At 60.9% G+C, this 19,755-nt stretch carries 21 protein-coding genes and 1 pseudogene; 11 read left to right on the top strand and 11 right to left on the bottom strand.

Annotated elements, in window-relative coordinates:
- Positions 1 to 8: 8 nt before the first annotated feature.
- The 5 genes from E2K80_RS04340 to E2K80_RS04320 all read right to left on the bottom strand — a co-directional run bounded on the left by E2K80_RS04340 (position 9) and on the right by E2K80_RS04320 (position 5,992).
- Positions 9 to 983 carry an ABC transporter permease gene (locus E2K80_RS04340; RefSeq protein WP_135373122.1) on the bottom strand — a complete coding sequence of 325 codons (975 nt, stop codon included), beginning with the start codon at positions 981 to 983 and terminating at the stop codon, positions 9 to 11.
- Positions 980 to 1,924 carry an ABC transporter permease gene (locus tag E2K80_RS04335; RefSeq protein WP_168193096.1) on the bottom strand — a complete coding sequence of 315 codons (945 nt, stop codon included), beginning with the start codon at positions 1,922 to 1,924 and terminating at the stop codon, positions 980 to 982. The genes E2K80_RS04340 and E2K80_RS04335 overlap by 4 nt, the downstream gene beginning before the upstream one ends.
- Positions 1,917 to 3,440, bottom strand: coding sequence for a sugar ABC transporter ATP-binding protein (locus tag E2K80_RS04330; RefSeq protein ID WP_135373118.1), 1,524 nt, complete (start codon positions 3,438 to 3,440; stop codon positions 1,917 to 1,919). Before E2K80_RS04330 ends, E2K80_RS04335 begins: the two co-directional genes overlap by 8 nt.
- A gap of 75 nt (positions 3,441 to 3,515) precedes the next feature.
- Complete coding sequence (locus E2K80_RS04325; RefSeq protein WP_135373116.1) at positions 3,516 to 4,655, bottom strand: substrate-binding domain-containing protein; 1,140 nt, start codon at positions 4,653 to 4,655, stop codon at positions 3,516 to 3,518.
- A gap of 53 nt (positions 4,656 to 4,708) precedes the next feature.
- The gene (locus E2K80_RS04320) at positions 4,709 to 5,992 is read right to left on the bottom strand and encodes a metal-dependent hydrolase family protein (protein ID WP_135373114.1); all 1,284 of its coding nucleotides are present in this window, start codon (positions 5,990 to 5,992) and stop codon (positions 4,709 to 4,711) included.
- A 353-nt stretch (positions 5,993 to 6,345) separates the two neighbouring features.
- Between E2K80_RS04320 and E2K80_RS04315 the strand changes: the two genes are divergently transcribed.
- The gene (locus tag E2K80_RS04315; RefSeq protein ID WP_135373111.1) at positions 6,346 to 7,221 is read left to right on the top strand and encodes a hypothetical protein; all 876 of its coding nucleotides are present in this window, start codon (positions 6,346 to 6,348) and stop codon (positions 7,219 to 7,221) included.
- Positions 7,222 to 7,634: 413 nt separating this feature from the next.
- Here E2K80_RS04315 and E2K80_RS04310 read toward each other — a convergent pair whose 3' ends face one another.
- Entirely contained in the window at positions 7,635 to 7,898 is a 264-nt protein-coding gene (locus E2K80_RS04310) for a DUF2312 domain-containing protein (protein ID WP_443216565.1), read from the bottom strand.
- 134 nt (positions 7,899 to 8,032) lie between these two features.
- Between E2K80_RS04310 and E2K80_RS04305 the strand changes: the two genes are divergently transcribed.
- Positions 8,033 to 8,251 (top strand): hypothetical protein, encoded by a 219-nt coding sequence (locus E2K80_RS04305; RefSeq protein ID WP_135373107.1) that lies wholly within the window; start codon positions 8,033 to 8,035, stop codon positions 8,249 to 8,251.
- Between the two features lie 87 nt (positions 8,252 to 8,338).
- On the opposite strand, the gene E2K80_RS04300 is transcribed toward E2K80_RS04305, so the two are convergent.
- The gene (locus tag E2K80_RS04300; RefSeq protein ID WP_135373105.1) at positions 8,339 to 8,527 is read right to left on the bottom strand and encodes a hypothetical protein; all 189 of its coding nucleotides are present in this window, start codon (positions 8,525 to 8,527) and stop codon (positions 8,339 to 8,341) included.
- Positions 8,528 to 8,768: 241 nt separating this feature from the next.
- Between E2K80_RS04300 and E2K80_RS19045 the strand changes: the two genes are divergently transcribed.
- From E2K80_RS19045 to E2K80_RS04275, 6 genes are all read left to right on the top strand, one after another.
- Positions 8,769 to 8,918 (top strand): hypothetical protein, encoded by a 150-nt coding sequence (locus E2K80_RS19045; protein ID WP_168193095.1) that lies wholly within the window; start codon positions 8,769 to 8,771, stop codon positions 8,916 to 8,918.
- A 58-nt stretch (positions 8,919 to 8,976) separates the two neighbouring features.
- Complete coding sequence (locus E2K80_RS04295; RefSeq protein ID WP_135376471.1) at positions 8,977 to 9,840, top strand: MBL fold metallo-hydrolase; 864 nt, start codon at positions 8,977 to 8,979, stop codon at positions 9,838 to 9,840.
- 12 nt (positions 9,841 to 9,852) lie between these two features.
- Entirely contained in the window at positions 9,853 to 10,281 is a 429-nt protein-coding gene (locus tag E2K80_RS04290) for a YeeE/YedE family protein (RefSeq protein ID WP_135373103.1), read from the top strand.
- Position 10,282: 1 nt separating this feature from the next.
- Positions 10,283 to 10,708: a DUF6691 family protein gene (locus E2K80_RS04285; protein WP_135373101.1), complete on the top strand. Its 426-nt coding sequence runs from the start codon at positions 10,283 to 10,285 to the stop codon at positions 10,706 to 10,708.
- A gap of 18 nt (positions 10,709 to 10,726) precedes the next feature.
- The gene (locus E2K80_RS04280) at positions 10,727 to 11,158 is read left to right on the top strand and encodes a TIGR01244 family sulfur transferase (protein WP_135373099.1); all 432 of its coding nucleotides are present in this window, start codon (positions 10,727 to 10,729) and stop codon (positions 11,156 to 11,158) included.
- A 158-nt stretch (positions 11,159 to 11,316) separates the two neighbouring features.
- The gene (locus tag E2K80_RS04275; protein WP_238475654.1) at positions 11,317 to 12,225 is read left to right on the top strand and encodes a lysophospholipid acyltransferase family protein; all 909 of its coding nucleotides are present in this window, start codon (positions 11,317 to 11,319) and stop codon (positions 12,223 to 12,225) included.
- A 30-nt stretch (positions 12,226 to 12,255) separates the two neighbouring features.
- Here E2K80_RS04275 and E2K80_RS04270 read toward each other — a convergent pair whose 3' ends face one another.
- Positions 12,256 to 12,957, bottom strand: a complete 702-nt coding sequence (locus E2K80_RS04270; protein WP_135373095.1) for a DUF1223 domain-containing protein — start codon at positions 12,955 to 12,957, stop codon at positions 12,256 to 12,258.
- 81 nt (positions 12,958 to 13,038) lie between these two features.
- The gene (locus tag E2K80_RS04265; RefSeq protein WP_135373093.1) at positions 13,039 to 13,488 is read right to left on the bottom strand and encodes a methyltransferase family protein; all 450 of its coding nucleotides are present in this window, start codon (positions 13,486 to 13,488) and stop codon (positions 13,039 to 13,041) included.
- A 167-nt stretch (positions 13,489 to 13,655) separates the two neighbouring features.
- On the opposite strand from E2K80_RS04265, the gene E2K80_RS04260 reads away from it, so the two are divergent.
- Positions 13,656 to 14,534, top strand: a complete 879-nt coding sequence (locus E2K80_RS04260) for a glycosyltransferase family 25 protein (RefSeq protein ID WP_135373091.1) — start codon at positions 13,656 to 13,658, stop codon at positions 14,532 to 14,534.
- Here E2K80_RS04260 and E2K80_RS04255 read toward each other — a convergent pair.
- Together E2K80_RS04255 and acnA are read right to left on the bottom strand one after the other, a co-directional pair.
- Positions 14,513 to 15,310 (bottom strand): arginine deiminase-related protein, encoded by a 798-nt coding sequence (locus E2K80_RS04255; protein ID WP_135373089.1) that lies wholly within the window; start codon positions 15,308 to 15,310, stop codon positions 14,513 to 14,515. The two genes, E2K80_RS04260 and E2K80_RS04255, sit on opposite strands and share 22 nt — an antisense overlap.
- 214 nt (positions 15,311 to 15,524) lie before the next feature.
- On the bottom strand, positions 15,525 to 18,215 hold the full coding sequence (gene acnA, locus E2K80_RS04250; RefSeq protein ID WP_135373087.1) for an aconitate hydratase AcnA: 2,691 nt from the start codon (positions 18,213 to 18,215) through the stop codon (positions 15,525 to 15,527).
- A 235-nt stretch (positions 18,216 to 18,450) separates the two neighbouring features.
- Between acnA and ccmA the strand changes: the two are divergent.
- A pseudogene (gene ccmA / locus E2K80_RS04245) lies at positions 18,451 to 19,073 on the top strand (heme ABC exporter ATP-binding protein CcmA).
- On the top strand, positions 19,070 to 19,726 hold the full coding sequence (gene ccmB, locus E2K80_RS04240; RefSeq protein ID WP_135373085.1) for a heme exporter protein CcmB: 657 nt from the start codon (positions 19,070 to 19,072) through the stop codon (positions 19,724 to 19,726). Before ccmA ends, ccmB begins: the two are co-directional and overlap by 4 nt.
- The last annotated feature ends 29 nt before the right edge of the window (positions 19,727 to 19,755 follow it).

Raw genomic sequence — 19,755 nt, 5'->3', positions numbered from 1 at the left:
CCGTTCCGTCATTGCGCCCTCCGGGTCATATACACCGCGGCGGCCAGGATGATCAGCGATCCTTTTATAACAAGTTGCAACTCAACCGAGAGGCCGAGGATGACAACGATATTGAATAACGAGACCAGCACAAGCGTGGCCAGCAGCGCGCCGGGCACGCTGCCCTTGCCCCCTGACAGCGCCGCACCCCCGATCACGGCGGCGGCGATACTGTCCAGCTCATATCCGCGCCCTGTCCAGTTATCAACAATCCCCACATAGCCGACCAGCACAAGACCCGCGACCGCCGCCAGCATGCCCGAGGCGGCAAATGCCGCCACAACCAGAAACCGCACCGGCGCACCGGTCATCCGCGCGGTCTCCGGGTTGGTGCCGTAAAGCTTCAACCGGCGCCCGAAAACCGTGTATTCCAGCAACCAGTGCACCCCGAACCCCACCAGCAGCAGCAAAAGCACCGCAACCGGAAACCCCGCCAGCGTGCCGGTCGACAGCCAGCGCAATGTCTCGGGCAAAGTGCCACTGGGCGCGCCGCCGGTATAGGCAAAGCGCACCCCCTGCAGAACGATCATCGTCGCCAGCGTCGCCAGAAACGGCGTCACCCGGCGGAACGCGACCAGATAGCCGTTGATCGCACCGATCAGAGTGCCCAGAACCAGCCCGACCGCCAGGATCACTGTCACATTATCGCCCAGACCAATGGCAATGACGGCAACCGTCGCCATGATCGAGGCAACCGACAGATCCAGCCCGCGCACGATGATCACCATCATCTGACCGATGGCGACAAAGCCCAGGGGCGCGGCGGTGACCAGAATATCACGCAGATTGGCGGGCGCCAGAAACCGCGGCGACAACAGCGCGGTTATCGCCCAGATCAGGACCAGAAACCCCGCAAGCATCCAGAGTTCCCGGGTCTGGCGCGCCCGCACGGTGCCGCGATTGCGCGCCGGTTTGCCCGGGGGTGTGGTGGTGGCCGTCGTCATGATTTTGATGCCCCCGCAAAGAATGAAACCGCCGCGACAATGATCAGGCCCTCGACAATCCACTGGTAGTAGCTGGACACATTCATGAAGTTCAGAACATTGCCCAGAACCGCCAGCAGGATCACCGCCAGCAGGGTTCCCAGAACACCGCCGCGCCCGCCTGCCAGCATGGTGCCGCCCACGATCACCGGCGTGATCGACCGCAGATCGAACCCGACACCGGCGCGCGGATCGCCGACCCCGAACCGGCCGGTCATATAAATGGCGGCAATCGCGGCCAGCACACCGGACAGACCATAGACAAAAAGCCGGGTCTGATGGATCGGTGTGCCGGAAATGGCCGCAGCGTGATCATTGTCGCCCACCGCATAGATCCGTGTGCCGGTCCGGGTTTTCCACAGGGCGGCCCCGATCAGGACATACAGGACCAGCACGAAAATCATGCCATAGGGCACAGGCCCGGCGCGGCCATAAACGATATCTTCAAAAAACAGCGGAACCGACCCGGCAGGCTGCCGGGTCACCAGAAGCGCCACACCGGCCATGATGGTCGAGGTGCCAAGGGTCACGATCAGCGGGTGGATGCCGATATAGGTTGTGATCGCCCCGTTGATCAGGCCAATCGCCGCCCCAAGCGCCAGAACACAGATCACGGCCAGCCAGAATGTGCCCGCATTGTCCCCCGCGATCATCGCAAACACCACGGCCAGAAGGCCAAGCGCCCCTGCAAAGCTGAGATCAATGCCGCCCGACAGGATCACGATGGTCTGGGCCAGGGCGACAATCGCCAGCACCACCATCTGATCCTGAATATTGGCGATATTCAGCGGCGTGGCAAACCGGTCGGAGATGACCACCCCCACGACAAACACGATGGCAATCAGGGCCAGAACCACAAGATGCACCGGCTGCGCGCGGGTCATACGAAGAACGTCATGCATCGGCGCGCACTCCATGATGGGTTGCTGTTTCAATCGCGGCAATCGAGATGATCGCCTCCTCGGTGATCTCTGCCCCGGTCAGTTCACTGGCCAGTTCGCCATCGCGCATCACATAGACCCGGTCGCACAGGCCAACGATCTCGATCAGTTCCGACGAGATCACGAGGATCGCCACGCCTTCCTCGGCCAATCGGCGCAGAATGCGGTAAATCTCGGCCTTGGCGCCCACATCGACACCCCGTGTCGGTTCATCCAGGATCAGAACCTTGGGCCGGTTTTCCAGCAGCCGGGCCACCAGCACCTTTTGCTGATTGCCGCCCGAGAGCGCCGAAATCGGCAGGCCCACATGATCGACCACAACGCCAAACCGCGATTTCATGGCCCCGGCGCGCGCCTCTTCATGGCCGCGCGGGATCCGCGCGTGATGGGCGCCCAGCCCCGGGGTTGTGGCGGTGAAATTGCGCGCCACGGAACTTGCGGCAAACAGACCATCATCCTTGCGGCTTTCGGTCAGCATCAGAATGCCCGCCTCGATCGCGCTGGCCGGGCTCCGGTAGGGAAGCGGTTCGCCCATCACCTCCACATGGCCGGTGGCAGGTTCGGCCCCGTAAAGCGCCAGCGCCAGTTCGGTCCGGCCCGATCCGACAAGCCCGCCAAGGCCAACGATCTCTCCGGCATCGACATGAAAGGACACCGATGGCCCGCCCGGCTGAACGACAAAATCCTCAACCGTCAGAACCCGGTCCGCATTGCTTTGCAGGTCAGGTTTGGCCGGAAACATATCCCCCAGATCGCGCCCGACCATGGCGGACACCACACTGTCATGGTTGAAATCGGATATCGGGCCTTTCGAGGTCACCACCCCGTCCTTGATCACCGTGATATCGGTGCAGATCTCGAAAATCTCATCCAGCCGGTGGGACACATAGACAATGCCCATCCCCTTGGCGCGCAGTTCTGCAATCAGCTTGAACAGATGCCGGGTCTCGTTCTGCGACAGCACCGCTGTCGGCTCATCAAGGATCAAAATCCGCGCATCCGACCTGAGCGCTTTGGCAATTTCGACCATCTGCTTGTCAGCCACGCTTAATGTGTCAACCAGAATGCGCGGAGACAGGGCAATGCCAAGCGCATCGAACAGGCCTTGTGTCTGCGCATTCAGGCGGCGACGGTCGATCAGGCCAAACCGGGTGCGGGGTTCGGACCCCAGAAAGATATTCTCGGCCACGCTTAACGCGCCAAGGGTCGAAAACTCCTGATGGACAACCGCGATACCCGCCTCCAGGCTGGCCCGTGGCCCCGCCCAGGCAACCGGCGCGCCCAGATATTCCACATGGCCCGCCGTTGGCTGATAGAGCCCGGTCAGCAGCTTGATCAGGGTGGATTTCCCGGCGCCATTTTCACCGCAAAGGGCGACGCAGGCCCCGGAATTTACATCGAAATCCAGGTTTTTCAGCACCTCATTGGGTCCGAACGACTTGGACAGGCCGCGCGCGGCCAATAAGGGTTGAGTCATGATCGCCTCCCCGATCTCGCCTCGAAGATACGGGCAGGCCACAAAGGATGCAGCCTGCCCGTGATACTGTCAGGCCTAGCGCGGATAGACCGCCGAGAAGGTCTCGGGGTTGTAATCCGGGCCAACACCGCTCGACATGATCACCGATCCCGGTGCATCCATCAGCGCGTATTCATCCACATAGACATCCGCCTGAACCGACGCCGTTTCATGATCGCGTGACACGACAACCTGCTGGTTCACCTCGATCCGGCGCGGAATGCCCGCCCCTTCCAGAACCTCGAACAGAACCTCGAAGGCGCGCGCGCCCATGGCGGGCGGATAATCCACCCCGACCATCGGCACGTCATGCTGTACCGACAACTGATACATGGCGTTGAAATCGCCGCCCGTATGGGGCGGGATCTGGCCATCTTCGTAGCCCGCACCGATAAAGGCCTCGATCGAGCCGGAGCCCTGCAGGCCGGAATCTGCCCAGACCCCGTCAATCGCATCGCCATGGCGCTGGATCAGCGCCTGCATGATGGTCCGGCCATTGGCGGGCGACCAGGATGTGTATTGCGTATCAAGCACATTGATGCCGGGATACTGGTTGAACACCTCCATCGCCGCCGCGATCCGGTTTTCGGCGGGCGAGGCCCCGGCCAGACCGCCCAGCATCACCACATCGCCTTCGAAATTCAGCGTCTCGGCCAGCCATTGGGCGGAAATCCGGCCAAGCGCCTGATCGGATGCGGTGACAAAGGTGATATAGTTCTCGTCGGAGGATACCGCGCGGTCCACCAGAACCACCGGCACGCCTGACCGGCTGGCCCGGCGGATCGCCGGTTCCAGCGCCTCGGCGGTGACCGGACTGACCAGAAGAATATCGACACCCTGTGCAATCAGATCCTGAATATCCGCAGCCTGGGTTGACGGGTCATCGCCCGCATCGGTGATGATGAACCGCTCCAGCTGCTCCGCATGGCGTTCGGCGGCGGCTTCGATCCCGTGCAGCATGGCAACCCGCCAGGGGTTCGAGATCGAGGCGTTGGAAAACCCGATTGTATAGGGGCCGTCCTGCGCATGTTCCGATGCGTCATAAATCTCGACCGATCCCGGGTTCCACAGGAATGTGCGCGGAACCCCGTCATATCCGGTTGTGTCCTGGGCAAAGCCTGCACCGGTGCAAAGCCCTGCCGTCACGGCCAGAGCCGCCGTTTTGAAGATACGCATTGTTTCCTCCCTTGCGTATTGAGAATTATCGTAGCTGGGTGAGGGCGCGCGCCTTATTCCGCGGCGCGGATCAGTCCTGCGGCATGGATGCCGTCGCGCGGATCCTTGAACAGAACACCATCCTTCATGATCATCGCCAGGTTATCCTGATGCTGCAAAAGGCTGACATCCTGGGTGACATCGCCCCGGACCAGCAGCAGATCGGCCAGATAGCCTTCGCTGACCTGCCCCAGCACATCGCCCTGCCCCATCAGGCTTTGCCCGATCACGGTTGCGCATTGCAGCGCCTCAACCGGCGAATAGCCGAAATAGCGGACGAAATGTTCGATATCGCGGGCGTTCTGCCCCATCGGGGTCACCGCGAACCCGTAATCGCCGCCGACCACCACGCGAATGCCGCGCTTGCGGATCTCGTGATAGGTGGCGCAGGTCGCCTCGAATTTGCGGAACAGGTTCATCGCTTCGGCCATCTCTTTGGTGATGCCCGCCGGTTCGCCCTCTTTGGTGCTGTTATGGACCAGACCAAAAGCCGGGCCGACCCAGATACGGTCTTTCGCCTCTTCCAGCATGTCGAGCGCTTCTTCATCAGCGAAATCGCAGTGATAGATGCAATCGACACCGGCTTTCACCGCCATTTTGACCGATTGGCTTGACCGGGCATGGGCGGCCACTTTCTTTCCGAAAGCATGCGCGACCTTCACCACGGCCTCCAGTTCAGCCTCTTCGGTCGGGGTGATTTCAGCGCGCGCATGGCTGACAAACTCATCCCCCGAGATGTTGATCTTGAGAACATCAACACCATCGCGGATACATTCGCGGGACACCCGGCGAAATTCATCGGGCCCATCCGCGATCAACCCGAAGCTTTCCTGATAAAGGTGACGTTTGCGTTCATCGCCCAGACCGGCGGTTGTGGTCATCTCAGGGCTGCCGGCCAGCATCCGCGGGCCATCCAGCAGGCCTTCATTGATCGCATCGCGCGCAGTGACACCGATCATCGGCTTGGCCGATGCCGCCTCGAAAATCGAGGTGAAACCGTGCGACAGCAGAAGACGCAGGTTCCTGGCGGTTTCCAGCATATGCCGTTCAGGGCAAACCACGCCCAGTTCTTCCGGCGTGTTGATCCCGGTGAAACTTGGATGGCAGTGGCCCTCAACCAGGCCGGGCATCAGGCTCATCCCGGTGGCGTCAATACTGTCTGACGGCAGATCACCCTGTGGATCGCCCGCCGGAATGATTTTTTCGATTTGATTGCCGGATATGACAACCGTGGCCAGATAGCTTTCTGCCGCCTGCCCGTCCCAAACCATGGCGTTATTGATACACAGACCTGTCATCGGCCATTCCTCCCGTTTCCTCCCCTGCGGCACCGGTGAAGGCACCTGACAGACAGAATTCAGGAAGACGGAAGGATGGGAACAGGCCTTGGGGATAGAGATGTCCATATTTTAGACTACTATAAAATACGGATATCCCTGCACTTCAATAATCCTTAATCTTCTAAAAGATTTTGGAAACACCCCCGCCATGAGCCCCGGTCCGGGTTTGACGGGCCTGCATCTTTCATAAGGTCGCCTCAGCCACTTTTGCAAAAGACAATAGCCCCGGGCGCGCAGAAGAATTGCGTCCGGCCCGGCGCATGTATAGGTTCATGCGCAACATAAAACGAGCGATTTGGATCCATCCCGACATGCAGGTTGTCTATCATCTTGGTGCGCCCTGCACTGACAAGGATCAGCTGATCAAATCACTGCTGAAAAACCGCGCCCGGCTTACAAAGCAGGGTGTGGTGGTGCCGCCCCCGGGGCGCTATCGCACGGTTGTACGCGATGCCGCGCGTGCCCTGAAAGGGATGCCTGCCTCAGAAGATATTCAGGATGCGCTGCTGGATGCGATCATGGATGAGGAAGACTGCCAGCGGCTGGTTCTGTCCAACCAGCGCTTTATCTGCATCAACCGGCTGGTTGTGCGGGGTGCGCAGATCTGGCCGATGATCGAACGCGAAACCACCAAATTGCGCAACCTGTTTCCTCAGGCGCAGGTGGAATTCTTCATCGCCATGCGCGACCCCGCCACATTGATCCCGGCATTGTTCAAAGGCTCCCGGTTCAGTGATTTTGAGGAGTTTTCAGAGGGCATGCAGCCCGGCGCGGTCACCTGGTCGGAAATGCTGTTCAGGCTTAGCCGGGCACACCCGGATTGCCATATCACGGTCTGGAACAACGAGGACACACCGCTGATCTGGGGGGAGCTGTTGCAGAAACTGGCGGATGTGCCATCGCAGATGGGGCTGAAAGGTGTGGATGACCTGCTGGAACAGATCATTGATCCGGCCGGGTTCACACGTATGCAGGCCTATCTGGCGAAACACCCGCCCCGGACCGAAAGCCAGCGGCGGCGCATCGCGGCCGCTTTTCTGGACAAATTCGCCCTGGAAGACGAGATCGAAGAGGAACTGGATGTTCCCGGCTGGACCGAACAACTCGTCACAGAGATGACCGAACTCTACGAGGCGGATATGGATCAGATCACCGGCCTTCCGAATGTGACCTATATCGCGCCCTGAGTTTGGAAGCGTTTAGAGCGTTTCGGGTCAGCCTTGCATCGAAAAAGCTGCCTCTCGCCTTTGGCTCGAACGCGTTTTTCGATACCGTCTGTGTCAGGTTAAACCCGAAAAGCTATAGCGCGCCAGACCAAAATTCTGCACCGCATATGCATTGATCGGAGGGCATCGCCCGCCCCGTGGGGGCGGCTCAGACGCTGCCCGGCGGTGCCACCGGGCGCAAGGATGATTTATAACGTTTCGGGTTTAACCTGAAACAGCCCGCCTTTCACCTGAGACATGACATATAGCCAATATCCCGAGAGTGCCGAAGGCGTGGCAGGGTATAGGCGATGCAGGTTCAAGGTGGAATTCTCAAGAATTCCACGTGGAAAACTGGAGTTTTCCACCCCAGAAATGTCTCAAAGGCTCAGGATCTAACGCATGCCAAGCGCTTCCTTATACATTTCCAGCACCGCCTCTTCCTCGGCAATATCATCGGGCTCGCGCTTCCGCAGGGCCACGACCTTGCGCAGAATGCGGGTGTCATACCCACGCCCTTTCGCCTCTGCCATCACTTCTTTCTGCTGATCGGCAATGTCTTTTTTCTCGGCCTCCAGCCGTTCATAACGTTCGATGAACTGGCGCAGCTCATCTGCGGTCACGCGATAGCTGTCGGATTGGGGGGCGCTGTCATCCATCATGTCTCGGGGCCTTTGAATTTGGAGGATCGGGCGAAAGCTCTACCCTTCCGGATGCGGGGCTGCAAGGGATGCTGGACCCGGGTGGAGAAATTGCGCAGACTCCGGCATTCAAACCGGAAAGGACCCCACCCATGCCCCTGTTGATCTGGATCGGAACCGGGCTTGCCGGTCTGGGCCTTGTGATGATCGGATATTGCATCCTCCTGATCCTGTCGGCCAAACGCGCCAATCTGCCCGACGAACAGGTGCGCGCACGATTGCAGCGGGTTGTCCCGATCAATCTGGGCGCGGTTCTGACCTCTGTTCTGGGGTTGATGATTGTTGGGGTCGGGCTGGTGATCGGCGGGTAAAGCACCGTTCGGATTCATTGAAATCCCGCACATCTATTGAACCGGCCAGAATGTACCGGGCCGGTTCAGACACTCGGAACAGCTGGATCAGACCGGCATGTCGTTGAACAGATCTTCCAGCAGGTCGTCTTCCTCAGATTGCTGCGCCAGGGTGTCGGCCAGCCTGGACCGTTTGGCAAGAACACCTGTCATCGCTTTTTTCCCGATCGGCTTTTCATGCCTGCGCAGGCCGGTATGAACCTCGTTTGGCTGGAGGTCCTTGGATATGTTGGTCATTGCGGTGTCTCCCTTTGGTATTGATTGCGTCTGCACGCCCGCACCCGGGCTTTTTTGCAATCCCGTCACAATCTTCCTTTCGTGCGATCACCCGTTCCGATCTGGCCTGCGGCTTGAGCGGGTCACCGGTTTCGCGTCTTGGCCGCGCAAATTCGGTCAAACGGAGTGAAGAACAGAGGATGCAGGTGATCCTCTGCGATTTATTCCACCACATTTTACGCAGAACCCCTATTCACAGATTATGACCTGGATCAAAGCCTTCCTGACCCGGCAGATTTTCGCCTATATGCTGTCAGGCCATCCCGCTGGCCCGCGCCCCCGGACCCCGGGATCGGACGCGGCTTTCCAGAAGGCAGCCTTGCTTATGCCCGTGCAATATTGGCAGGCTTGACCTCTGCCCCGAAAACGCGACATAATTGACAATGACAACTTACTCCGCAGAGGCTCCGATGCATCCAGAGATCACCCCGTTCTTCGACGACGCGACGAACACCGTGTCTTACGTCGTCTGCGACCCGGCAGGCAAAGCCAGCGCGATCATCGATTCCGTGCTGGATTATGACCCTGCCTCCGGGCGAACGAAAACCGACAGCGCCGATCGGATCATCGCTTTTGTGAAAGCCGAAGGGCTGGATGTGCAATGGGTGCTGGAAACCCATGTCCATGCGGACCACTTGAGCGCGGCCCCCTATCTGCAGGAACAGTTGGGCGGCAAGATCGGGATCGGCAAAAACATCACCCTGGTGCAGGATACATTCGGCAAAATCTTCAACGAAGGCACCGAATTTCAGCGCGATGGCAGCCAGTTCGACGCGCTGCTGTCCGAGGGCGACAGTTTTCATATCGGCCAGATGCGGGGCGATGTGATGCATACGCCGGGCCACACACCGGCCTGCATGACCTATGTGATCGGCGATGCCGCCTTTGTCGGCGATACGCTTTTCATGCCCGATTTCGGCACTGCGCGCTGCGATTTCCCCGGTGGCTCGGCCAGTGATCTCTACAATTCGATCCAACGAATTCTGAACCTGCCCGATGAGACGCGGATTTTCGTCGGTCATGATTACAAGGCGCCGGGCCGCGACCAATATGCCTGGGAAACCACCGTGGGAGAACAGAAAGCCCTGAACATCCATATCGGTCAGGGCCGCCCGATCACGGAATTTGTCGAGATGCGCGAGGCCCGCGATGCCACCCTTGGCATGCCGCGCCTGATCCTGCCCTCGCTCCAGGTCAATATGCGGGCGGGCCGGATGCCCGAGCCGGAAGATAATGGCACAGCCTATCTGAAAGTACCGATCAACACACTTTGAAAGGCGCAGGACATGGACGCGCAATATCTTCTTGGCCTGCGTGGCGGGCTGATCATTGGTACGGCGGCGGCGCTTTTTCTGCTGGTCAATGGCCGGATCATGGGGGCCAGCGGGCTTTTGGGCTCGGTTCTTGATGGCTCTGCCCGGGGCAATGACCGGCGCGAGAAACTGGCCTTCATCGCCGGTCTGATTGGCGCCCCTGCCCTTGTGGCGCTGGTCTTTGGCGCCCCGCCGACCCATCTGACGGGCAATATCGCGGTGATCATCGCCGCCGGTCTGCTGGTTGGCATCGGCACACGCATCGCCAATGGCTGCACCTCGGGGCATGGGGTCTGCGGCATCTCGCGGCTGTCCCTGCGCGGGCTTGTTGCCACCATGTTCTATCTGCTGGCAGGCGGGGTCAGCATGGTGCTGTTCCGCCATAGTCTGGGGCTGATCTGAGATGCGGATGTTTGTCGCCGCCCTTGTGGGCGCGCTGTTCGGTCTTGGCCTGATGCTGTCGGGCATGACCGATACCGACCGGGTCCAGGGCTGGCTGGATATTTTCGGCGCGTGGGACCCGACGCTGGCCTTCGTGCTTGGCGGGGCGATCCTGCCGATGGCGCTGGCCTGGCGGCTGACCCACCGTGTCGCGACCCCGGTTCTGGGCACCGCCTTCCCGCCCCCGCCAGACCCGAGGCTGGGCCGCAATCTGATCATCGGATCAACCCTGTTCGGCGCAGGCTGGGGATTGGCGGGGCTTTGCCCGGGCCCGGCCCTGGCATCGCTGGCCTGGGGCGGATGGGGCGGCGCGCTCTTTCTTCTTGCCATGGCAGCAGGCATGGTGATGACACCGTTTTTGCGCCACCGCTTTGCCATACTGGCCTGATCGACAGGAAACCATAAGATGGACATTCGCCCGCTGACCGAAACCTATGCCGTGGCCCCGCAGCTGGAGCCCGCAGACATGGCCACACTTGCGGCTGAGGGCGTCACCACGGTGATCTGCAACCGCCCCGATGCGGAAAATCCGCCGCCGCTTTTCGCCGCCGAAATGCAGGCCGCCGCCGAAGCCGCAGGGCTGGGTTTTGTGTTCAACCCGATCACCGGGGGGGCCATGACCATGGACAATGTGGAAGAACAGGCCGACGCGATGGCAGGCGCAGACGGGCCGGTTGTGGCCTATTGCGCCAGCGGCAACCGCTCCAGCATTGTCTGGGCCATGACCCAGGCCGGCACCTTGCCCACAGACGAGATTCTCGCCGCAACCCGCGCCGCAGGCTATATGCTGGACGGGCTGCGCCCGCAGATCGAGGCCCTTGCGGCCCGGACAGGCTGAGAACCGGTCAGGCGCGTCAAGACCGCCGCTTTGTAACGCACTTGTGATCGTGCATCGCGGCACGTATGTCTGACGATGCAAAACCCGGGCCCGCCGCGGCCAGAAGGTCCGGGCCTGAGACGCTGAGCCCAAGCCAAAAGGACCCAAGAGTCATAGGCGTGTCTGACACACAAAGCTTTACCTGGCGCGACCGGCTCATTGACTGCCTGGCGCGGATACTGATCTGTCTGGCGCTCATATTGCCTTATCGCGCACGGGTGCCCATGATGGGCTGGCTGATGCGCCGGGTTGTGGGGCCTGTCATCGGTGCGCGTGCCCGCGTGATCAACAATCTGGCACATATCTGGCCTGACATGCCCGCATTCGAAACCCGGCAGATCGCCACCGCAGTGCTGGACAATACCGGACGCATCCTGATCGAGAATTATTCGACCTCGGCCCTTCTGGCGCGCGCCGAAGCCTGGGAGCCGAAAGGCCCGGGCCTCACCGCCCTGGCCGAGGCGCAGGCCACAGGCCGCCCGGTCCTGTTGATCACCGGGCATTTCGGAAATTACGAAGCGGCCCGCGCTGCCCTGACCGTCCGGGGCTATTCCATCGGCGGATTGTACCGCCCGATGAATAACGGGTATTTCAACCGCCATTATGTCAGGACGATGGAAAGCTTCGGCGGGCCGGTCTTCCCCAGAGGGCCGAAAGGGCTCCGGGGGTTTGTCCGGCATCTGAAACAGGGGAGACAGGGCGTGTTGCTGATTGATCAGTATTTCGCGACCGGGGCCCTGTTGGACTATCTGGGGAAACCCGCGCCCACCTCGACCTCGGCTGCGGAAATCGCCCTGAAATATGATGCAGCCCTGATCCCGTTCTATGCGACCCGGCTGAAAAACGGCCTGGATTTCGAGGTTGCGTTAGAGGCTCCGGTTGCGCATAGCGATGCGATCACCATGACACAGGCCCTCAATGACAGTCTTTCGGCAAAGGTGCGGGACAACCCGGCGCAATGGTTCTGGCTGCACCGCCGCTGGAAACCCGAGCGGCAGGCCAGGCATTTCGAACAATCCGAAAGCTGACATCCCAACCGGGTGTACTGTCAGACCCCGTCAATCCAGCCGAACCGCACCCAGGATCGCACCAAAACCGCTGGTCTGAATGATCATCGCCACGTTCCCATCACCTTCCGGGCGCACGCGGGTCTGGAAAACGCCTGCGCCATTCCATTCACCAATCACCTGCCATGAGGTCACAACATTATGGTAGATGATGACATGGCCGGCATTTTCGCCACGGTGGATATCGACCTCTTCAAGGGGGGAATAGCTGATCAGTTGCACCATCATATTCGGGCGCGGCGACACCATGTCGGTCTGCGCCTGCACAATATATTCATCTCCCTCAAGCGTCACGCTTATCTCAACCGGGTAAGGTTGCCGGGAGTGGTCCATGATCAGTTCGGCCACATTCATCGGTCGATAGCCGATGACGTGATCAACCCCGCCAATGATCATCTGCGGCGTATAGATCACGGTCGACCCCGCCGCGCGGCCATAATCATGCTGGCGCTGTGTAAATTCCTCGGTCGCGAATGTATCGGCCCAGCCGATATAATCCCAGTAATTCACATGCAGGCTCAGCGCGATGACATCCTCCCGCGCGGCCAGTTCGCCCAGCAATTCATCCGCGGGCGGGCAGGATGAACAGCCCTGAGAGGTGAATAACTCAATAACGACAAGCTCACCCGCCCTGGCACCGGATACAGGCATCAGCCCTACAATGGCCAGGATGAGCATCAGAAACAACCGCATGAAACGCCTTTCCAGCAAGAAGGTTACCTACTGGTAACCGCGGGATCCCCCGGTGACCAATCAAGGATTTGAGAGACTTCGTTACAACCAGCGACGGGTCGCCTTTAAATATTGGTGCGCGGCAGGCCCAAACGCAGAGATTAACCTTTCCTCTTCGGGAATGACAAAACGCCTGCTCAGCACCCCCAGATACAGGATCGGCAGCAAAACCGGGCTCAATACGCCAAGCCACAGGACATAGCCGGTCAGAATCAGCATCATGCCCAGATAGATCGGGTTGCGGGACAATCGAAACGGCCCCTCGGTGATCAGGACCTGCGGCGCCTCATGGGGTTCGATGGTGGTTTTCTTGCGGAAGAACCACAAGGCCGACCAGAAGATCAACACCAGCCCCGCCAGACCAAGCCCGACACCCGCGCCCCGCAAGACCGGCCCGAACACCGTGACCAGAGGCAATTGACGGGCCAGAAACCAGGCAAGCGCAAGAAACCCGGCCAGCCAGACCGGCGGCAGATCGGGAAACCCCTTCATGATGCCTGATACTCCATGCCCATAGTCTTGCGTCTTTCAGCGATCATGTGAACCCGGATTTACCCGATATGCCTGCCGACAGCTCGAACCCGGCTCCTTTACCCCTGCCCTTGCCCTGGCGGCACCTTTCATGACAAAACGCGCCCGCATGCGCAGACCGGAGATTCATGCCCCAGACGATCCCCATCTTTGTGATAAACCTCACCCGCCGTCCCGACAGGCTGGCCCGTGTATCCGCACATCTGGCGGAGCGCGGCGTCAGCTTTACCCGGCAAGAGGCCTGCGACGCCCGCACAGCCACAGAGCCGGTGATTGCCAGCGTGATCCGGCAAAGCGGCCCGCTTGGCCGTCTGGGTCAGGGCGACAGGGCCTGTACCGTCAGCCATATCTGGGCCTGGCAGCACTTTCTGGATGGCGATGCCAGCCATGCCCTGTTTCTGGAAGATGATGTTTATCTGGCCGAAGATCTGGCCGAGCTGTTGGCAGACACTGACTGGATTCCGCCGGAAACCGATCTGGTGAAGCTGGAGAAATTCGACGCCGGCAGCTCACGTTTACTGCTGGCAGCCCAGATCGGTCACACCCCTGCGGGCCGGGCATTGCACCCGATGCGATCACGCCATGTGGGGGGCGGGGCCTATATCCTGTCCCGCAAGGGGGCAAAGGCCGCGCTGGCCTGGCGGGGGCGCATCCGGGTGCCGGTGGATCATTTTCTGTTCAACGATACCGTTTCACCGCTTCGCCGGGTTTTGCGCCCGGTGATCATCCGGCCTGCCATGGCGACACAATGGGCCTATGGCCATGAGTCCGACAATGTGGACCTGGGCCGGGCGGTTCAGCCGACAGGATGGCGAAAACGGCTGCGCAGTCTGTGCCGTGGCGTCACCGAAATCAATCAGGCGCCGCGTCAGCTTTTGCAATATCTGACCGGGCGGGCGAAGATGATGACATTGCGTTTTGAACCGACACCGCCGGGACCACCCGGGCATACAGGTTCAGACCCGGGCGGCGCCGGGCAGGAGGATCACCGGTCTGGCAGGGAATAGCGCAGCGACATGCAGGACAGCCCGCCATCCAGCAGCGCCGCCGCCGAGGTCGGCAATTCCCGGACCTCATAGCCCGCATCACTCAACCGGTCAGCACTCTGCGAAAACCCCTGTGACAGAAAGACCGGCGCATTGAACCGGATGGCATTCGCCGCCCCCTCTTCCCCCGGGGCGGTTTCAATCACCCGGTAGCCATCGAAACATCCCGTGGCCGCCAGACGGGGCGAGGCAAGGATGGTTTCCGGGTCCAGCAAGCTGCTTTCGGTCTTGAAATGCAGGATTTCCGGGGGTGTTTCCACCAGACGCAGCTGATAGCCCAGATCCTCGACAATCGGGCGCAACTGCGCCACGCCTTGCGCATCGGTGCGCGCCGACAGGCCCACCATCACCTCGGTGTCGGAACACAGAATATCCCCCCCATCGACAAACCCGCCCGGTCCCAGATCACGGATTTCCGGGAACAGGCGCTGCAAATCCGGGCGCAGGGCGGCGGCCTCTCCCCGCCGTGTCGGCGCACCGGGCCGCAGGACAATCGCAACACCTTTCAGGCAGAGCGCCGGGTCTTCGATAAACACGCTGTCGGGAAAAGCCTCTGCCGCTTCCAGCACGGTCACCTCCGCCCCTGTCTGACGCAGGGCCGCCACATAACCGGCATGCTCCCGCGCAAACACATCCGGGTCCGGCGCGCCGTGATCCTCGGCACGCAGCCCATCGGTGACGGACCGGGACGGCGCGCGGCAAAGCGCATGGGTGAAGGTGATTGAATGATTGGTCATGGCGGATAGTTTGCAAGTACCGCGATGAGAGGCAACCCAAAAGCACAGGCCCGAAATTCTGCAACATATAGGCATAACACAAAGGGCAGCGCCGCCGGGCGGAAGGTTGGGGCGGGGTGGTTCAGGATATCAGGCCGGGGCTATATAATACGGCTTGAAACCAGACAGCCCCGGCTTCTGGCCGGGGCTGTCCTTTCAGATCATGTTCAGAGCTTTATGCCGCGCGTGCCAGATCACGCAGCACGTAATGCAGCACACCGCCATGTTCGACATATTCCTTCTCGATCGCCGTATCGATCCGGCATTTCAGCTTGATCTCCCTGCTGGAGCCATCGCCAAAGGTGATCGTGCAGGGCACGATATCCTGCGGTTTCAGATCGCCCGCCAGCCCGGAGATCGAGACGGTCTCATCCCCTTTCAGACCCAGGGATTTCCGCGTATCGCCACCGGTGAACTCAAACGGGATCACCCCCATACCCACCAGGTTCGAGCGGTGGATACGCTCGAAACTTTCCGCGATCACGGCTTTCACACCCAACAGATTGGTGCCTTTCGCGGCCCAGTCCCGGCTGGACCCGGCCCCGTATTGCTCCCCCCCGAAGATCACCAGCGGCGTGCCTGCCTCCTCATAGGACATCGCCGCATCGAAGATCGAGCTTTGCTGCCCGTCGGGTCCAAGCGTATAGCCGCCTTCCACCCCGTCCAGCATCTCGTTCTTGATGCGGATATTGGCGAAAGTGCCGCGCATCATCACCTCGTGATTGCCACGACGCGACCCATAGGAATTGAACTCCCGCACCGGCACCTGCCGGTCCACCAGATACTGGCCCGCAGGCGTGCTATCCTTGAACGATCCCGCAGGTGAGATATGGTCGGTGGTGACCATATCGCCCAGGATCGCCAGCACCTTGGCGCCCTCGATATCCGAGATCACGCCGGGCTCCATCCCCATGCCCTGGAAATAGGGCGGGTTCTGCACATAGGTCGATGCCGGCGGCCAGTCATAGGTCTGGCTGTCTGTGGTTTCCACATCCTGCCATTTTTCGTCCCCTTTGAAGACATCGGCATATTTCTCGATGAAGGCCTCGCGGGTCACGGTCGCCTCGACCAGTTCGGCCACTTCCTGGGATGTGGGCCAGATATCCTTCAGATACACATCCTTGCCATCGGGTGTCTGCGCAATCGGGTCAGAGGCCAGGTTGACATCCATCGTACCGGCCAGCGCATAGGCCACAACCAGCGGTGGCGAGGCCAGATAATTGGCCCGCACATCGGGGCTGATCCGGCCCTCGAAATTGCGGTTGCCCGACAGAACCGAGGTTGCCACCAGATCACCCTCGGCAATCGCCCTGGAAATCTCTTCCTGCAACGGACCGGAATTGCCGATGCAGGTGGTGCAGCCATAGCCGACCAGATTGAAACCGATCGCGTCCAGATCCTCCTGCAACCCGGCCGCTTCCAGATAGGCGCTGACCACCTGGCTGCCGGGCGCCAGCGAGGTTTTCACCCAGGGCTTCCGGTCCAGACCCAGGGCCGCGGCCTTGCGGGCCACCAGACCGGCGCCGATCATCACATACGGGTTCGAGGTATTGGTGCAGGAGGTGATCGAGGCGATCACAACCTTGCCCGATTCCATCGTGTAATCCTGCCCCTCGACGGCCACTTCCTTGCCCATCGGGCGTTTGAACGTGTCCTTCATCTCTGTGGTGAATGCGGTTTTGGCATCGGTCAGGGCAACGTAATCCTGCGGCCGTTTGGGCCCGGAAATCGCCGGCACGATCATGCCCATATCCAGATGCAGCGTATCGGTATAGACCGGCGCATAATCCGCGCCGCGCCAGAACCCGTTTTCCTTGGCATAGGCCTCGACCAGGGCCACGGTATCATCGCTGCGCCCCGTGCTGCGCAGATAGCGCAGCGTTTCCGCGTCAATCGGGAAGAACCCGCAGGTCGCGCCATATTCCGGCGCCATATTGGCAATGGTCGCACGATCCGCCAGCGGCAGATTGTCCAGACCCGCGCCATAGAATTCGACAAATTTGCCGACAACCCCGCGTTCACGCAGCATTTCGACCACTTTGAGCACCAGATCGGTGCCGGTGGTGCCCTCGACCATCGCCCCGGTCAGCTCGAAGCCCACAACCTCGGGGATCAGCATCGAGATCGGCTGACCCAGCATCGCCGCCTCGGCCTCGATCCCGCCGACGCCCCAGCCCAGAACCGCGGCGCCATTGACCATGGTGGTATGGCTGTCCGTGCCCACCAGCGTGTCAGGATAGGCCACCATCTCCCCATGCTGGTCAGTGTCGGACCAGATCGTCTTGGACAGATATTCCAGGTTCACCTGATGGCAGATGCCGGTGCCGGGCGGCACCACACGGAAATTGTTGAATGCCGACTGGCCCCATTTCAGGAAGGTATAACGCTCCATATTGCGCTCATATTCCCGGTCCACATTCATCTGGAAGGCGCGCGGGTTGCCAAAGGCGTCAATCATCACCGAATGGTCAATGACCAGATCGACCGGGTTCAGCGGGTTGATCTTTTCTGGGTCACCGCCAAGCGCCACCAGACCGTCGCGCATCGCCGCCAGATCGACCACCGCAGGCACGCCGGTGAAATCCTGCATCAGCACCCGGGCCGGGCGATAGGCAATCTCGCGCGGGTTTTTGCCGCCCTTATCCGCCCAGTCCGAAAACGCCTTGATGTCCTCGACGCGAACCGTCTTGCCATCCTCAAATCTCAGCATGTTCTCAAGCACCACTTTCAGCGCGGCGGGAAGTTTCGAGAAATCGCCAAGACCTGCCGCCTGAGCCGCAGGAATGGAGTAATAAGCATAAGACATATCGCCGACTTTCAGCGTCTTGCGCGTGCCGGATGTATCATGGCCAACGGTGATGGGCATAAGTGGGGCCTCCCTGGTATCCAATGGAAATGGGTTGGTGCTGCATCGGCCTATGCCATCAAGATCAGGGCTGATCAAGACTGCACAATGCCCGATAGCTGGGGTGTAACAGATTTCGGTATGCAATTGTATACCAAATTGCAACACCTGGCCCTGACCCACATATGTCGCCGGGTGGATGCCGGACCGGGCGGGGTCTTCCCTCACCCCGATCTTTCGGATACCCCTCGATATAATGCAAATGACGGTCACCGATCTGGCCTGCGCACGCGGGTCGCTGCAAGTGCTTGCGGGCCTGTCCTTTTCCGTGGCTGCGGGCCAGGCGCTGATCCTGCGCGGGCCAAACGGATCGGGAAAAACCACGCTATTGCGGACCCTTGCGGGGTTAACGCCCCCCTGTCCGGTCAGATCATACCCGCCCCCGACAGCATCGCCTATGCCGGCCATGCGGACGGGTTGAAAGCCCAGCTTTCGGTGCGCGAAAACCTGTCTTTCTGGGCCGGTGTCTTTGGCGGGCAGGGTATCGACGCCGCCATTGCCGGCTTTGATCTGACCGATCTGCTGGAGCGGCGGGCGGGCGAATTATCTGCCGGGCAGAAGCGTCGGCTCAGCCTGGCGCGGCTTCTGGTCACAGGGCGGCCGGTCTGGTGTCTGGATGAGCCCACGGTTTCCCTCGACACCGGCAATGTCACCCGTTTTGCAACCGCGGTGAAGGGCCATCTGGCCTCTGGCGGCAGTGCCATCATCGCCAGCCATATCGACCTTGGCCTGCCCGGGGCAGAGACCCTTGATATCGCCCCCTTTGTCGCCAAATCCCTGCCGGAAAGCGACCCGTTCAGCGATGAGGCCTTCCCATGATCGGCCTGTTCCGGCGCGATCTGGCACTGGCGATCCGCGCCGGGGGCGGCTTTGGTCTGGGCCTTGCCTTCTTTCTGATTGTCACGGTTCTGGTTCCGTTTGGCGTGGGCCCCGATACCGGCACCCTTTCAACCATCGCGCCGGGCATCCTTTGGCTGGGCGCCCTGCTGGCCTGTCTTTTGTCCCTCGACCGGGTGTTTCAACTGGACTGGGAGGATGGATCGCTGGACCTGCTGGCCACCGCGCCCCTGCCGCTGGAAGGGGTCGCGGCGGTCAAGGCGCTGGCCCATTGGGTCACAACCGGCCTGCCGCTGGTGGTGGCAGCCCCGGTGCTTGGCCTGCTTCTGAACCTGCCTGCCCCGGGATTTGCCTGGCTGATGGCCTCGCTTGCCCTTGGCACGCCCGCGCTTTCGGCCATCGGCACCTTTGGCGCGGCCCTGACCGTGGGGCTGAAACGGGGCGGGTTGCTGCTTTCCCTGCTGGTGCTGCCGCTTTACGTGCCCACGTTGATTTTCGGCGCACTGGTGGTGTCCCGGGGCGCGCGCGGGCTTGAGGCAACCACGCCTCTGGCGCTGCTGGCGGGCATCACCCTGGCCACAATTGCCACCCTTCCCTTCGCCGCCGCTGCCGCCCTCCGCGTCAATCTGCGCTAGGATAGAACGCGCTTCACGTATTGTGAGCG

The sequence above is a fragment of the Rhodophyticola sp. CCM32 genome, from assembly GCF_004751985.1.
In the GTDB taxonomy this organism is placed as follows: domain Bacteria; phylum Pseudomonadota; class Alphaproteobacteria; order Rhodobacterales; family Rhodobacteraceae; genus Rhodophyticola.
The sequence above is the reverse complement of the archived record's forward strand: the minus strand, read 5'-3'. Positions and strand labels throughout refer to the sequence as shown.

What these genes read in the sequence shown, in the direction of transcription:
- E2K80_RS04340 (WP_135373122.1), bottom strand. Translation starts at nt 983, where the DNA reads ATGACGACGGCCACCACCACACCCCCGGGCAAACCGGCGCGCAATCGC.
- E2K80_RS04335 (WP_168193096.1), bottom strand. Translation starts at nt 1,924, where the DNA reads ATGCATGACGTTCTTCGTATGACCCGCGCGCAGCCGGTGCATCTTGTG.
- E2K80_RS04330 (WP_135373118.1), bottom strand. Translation starts at nt 3,440, where the DNA reads ATGACTCAACCCTTATTGGCCGCGCGCGGCCTGTCCAAGTCGTTCGGA.
- E2K80_RS04325 (WP_135373116.1), bottom strand. Translation starts at nt 4,655, where the DNA reads ATGCGTATCTTCAAAACGGCGGCTCTGGCCGTGACGGCAGGGCTTTGC.
- E2K80_RS04320 (WP_135373114.1), bottom strand. Translation starts at nt 5,992, where the DNA reads ATGACAGGTCTGTGTATCAATAACGCCATGGTTTGGGACGGGCAGGCG.
- E2K80_RS04315 (WP_135373111.1), top strand. Translation starts at nt 6,346, where the DNA reads ATGCAGGTTGTCTATCATCTTGGTGCGCCCTGCACTGACAAGGATCAG.
- E2K80_RS04310 (WP_443216565.1), bottom strand. Translation starts at nt 7,898, where the DNA reads ATGGATGACAGCGCCCCCCAATCCGACAGCTATCGCGTGACCGCAGAT.
- E2K80_RS04305 (WP_135373107.1), top strand. Translation starts at nt 8,033, where the DNA reads ATGCCCCTGTTGATCTGGATCGGAACCGGGCTTGCCGGTCTGGGCCTT.
- E2K80_RS04300 (WP_135373105.1), bottom strand. Translation starts at nt 8,527, where the DNA reads ATGACCAACATATCCAAGGACCTCCAGCCAAACGAGGTTCATACCGGC.
- E2K80_RS19045 (WP_168193095.1), top strand. Translation starts at nt 8,769, where the DNA reads ATGACCTGGATCAAAGCCTTCCTGACCCGGCAGATTTTCGCCTATATG.
- E2K80_RS04295 (WP_135376471.1), top strand. Translation starts at nt 8,977, where the DNA reads ATGCATCCAGAGATCACCCCGTTCTTCGACGACGCGACGAACACCGTG.
- E2K80_RS04290 (WP_135373103.1), top strand. Translation starts at nt 9,853, where the DNA reads ATGGACGCGCAATATCTTCTTGGCCTGCGTGGCGGGCTGATCATTGGT.
- E2K80_RS04285 (WP_135373101.1), top strand. Translation starts at nt 10,283, where the DNA reads ATGCGGATGTTTGTCGCCGCCCTTGTGGGCGCGCTGTTCGGTCTTGGC.
- E2K80_RS04280 (WP_135373099.1), top strand. Translation starts at nt 10,727, where the DNA reads ATGGACATTCGCCCGCTGACCGAAACCTATGCCGTGGCCCCGCAGCTG.
- E2K80_RS04270 (WP_135373095.1), bottom strand. Translation starts at nt 12,957, where the DNA reads ATGCGGTTGTTTCTGATGCTCATCCTGGCCATTGTAGGGCTGATGCCT.
- E2K80_RS04265 (WP_135373093.1), bottom strand. Translation starts at nt 13,488, where the DNA reads ATGAAGGGGTTTCCCGATCTGCCGCCGGTCTGGCTGGCCGGGTTTCTT.
- E2K80_RS04260 (WP_135373091.1), top strand. Translation starts at nt 13,656, where the DNA reads ATGCCCCAGACGATCCCCATCTTTGTGATAAACCTCACCCGCCGTCCC.
- E2K80_RS04255 (WP_135373089.1), bottom strand. Translation starts at nt 15,310, where the DNA reads ATGACCAATCATTCAATCACCTTCACCCATGCGCTTTGCCGCGCGCCG.
- acnA (WP_135373087.1), bottom strand. Translation starts at nt 18,215, where the DNA reads ATGCCCATCACCGTTGGCCATGATACATCCGGCACGCGCAAGACGCTG.
- ccmB (WP_135373085.1), top strand. Translation starts at nt 19,070, where the DNA reads ATGATCGGCCTGTTCCGGCGCGATCTGGCACTGGCGATCCGCGCCGGG.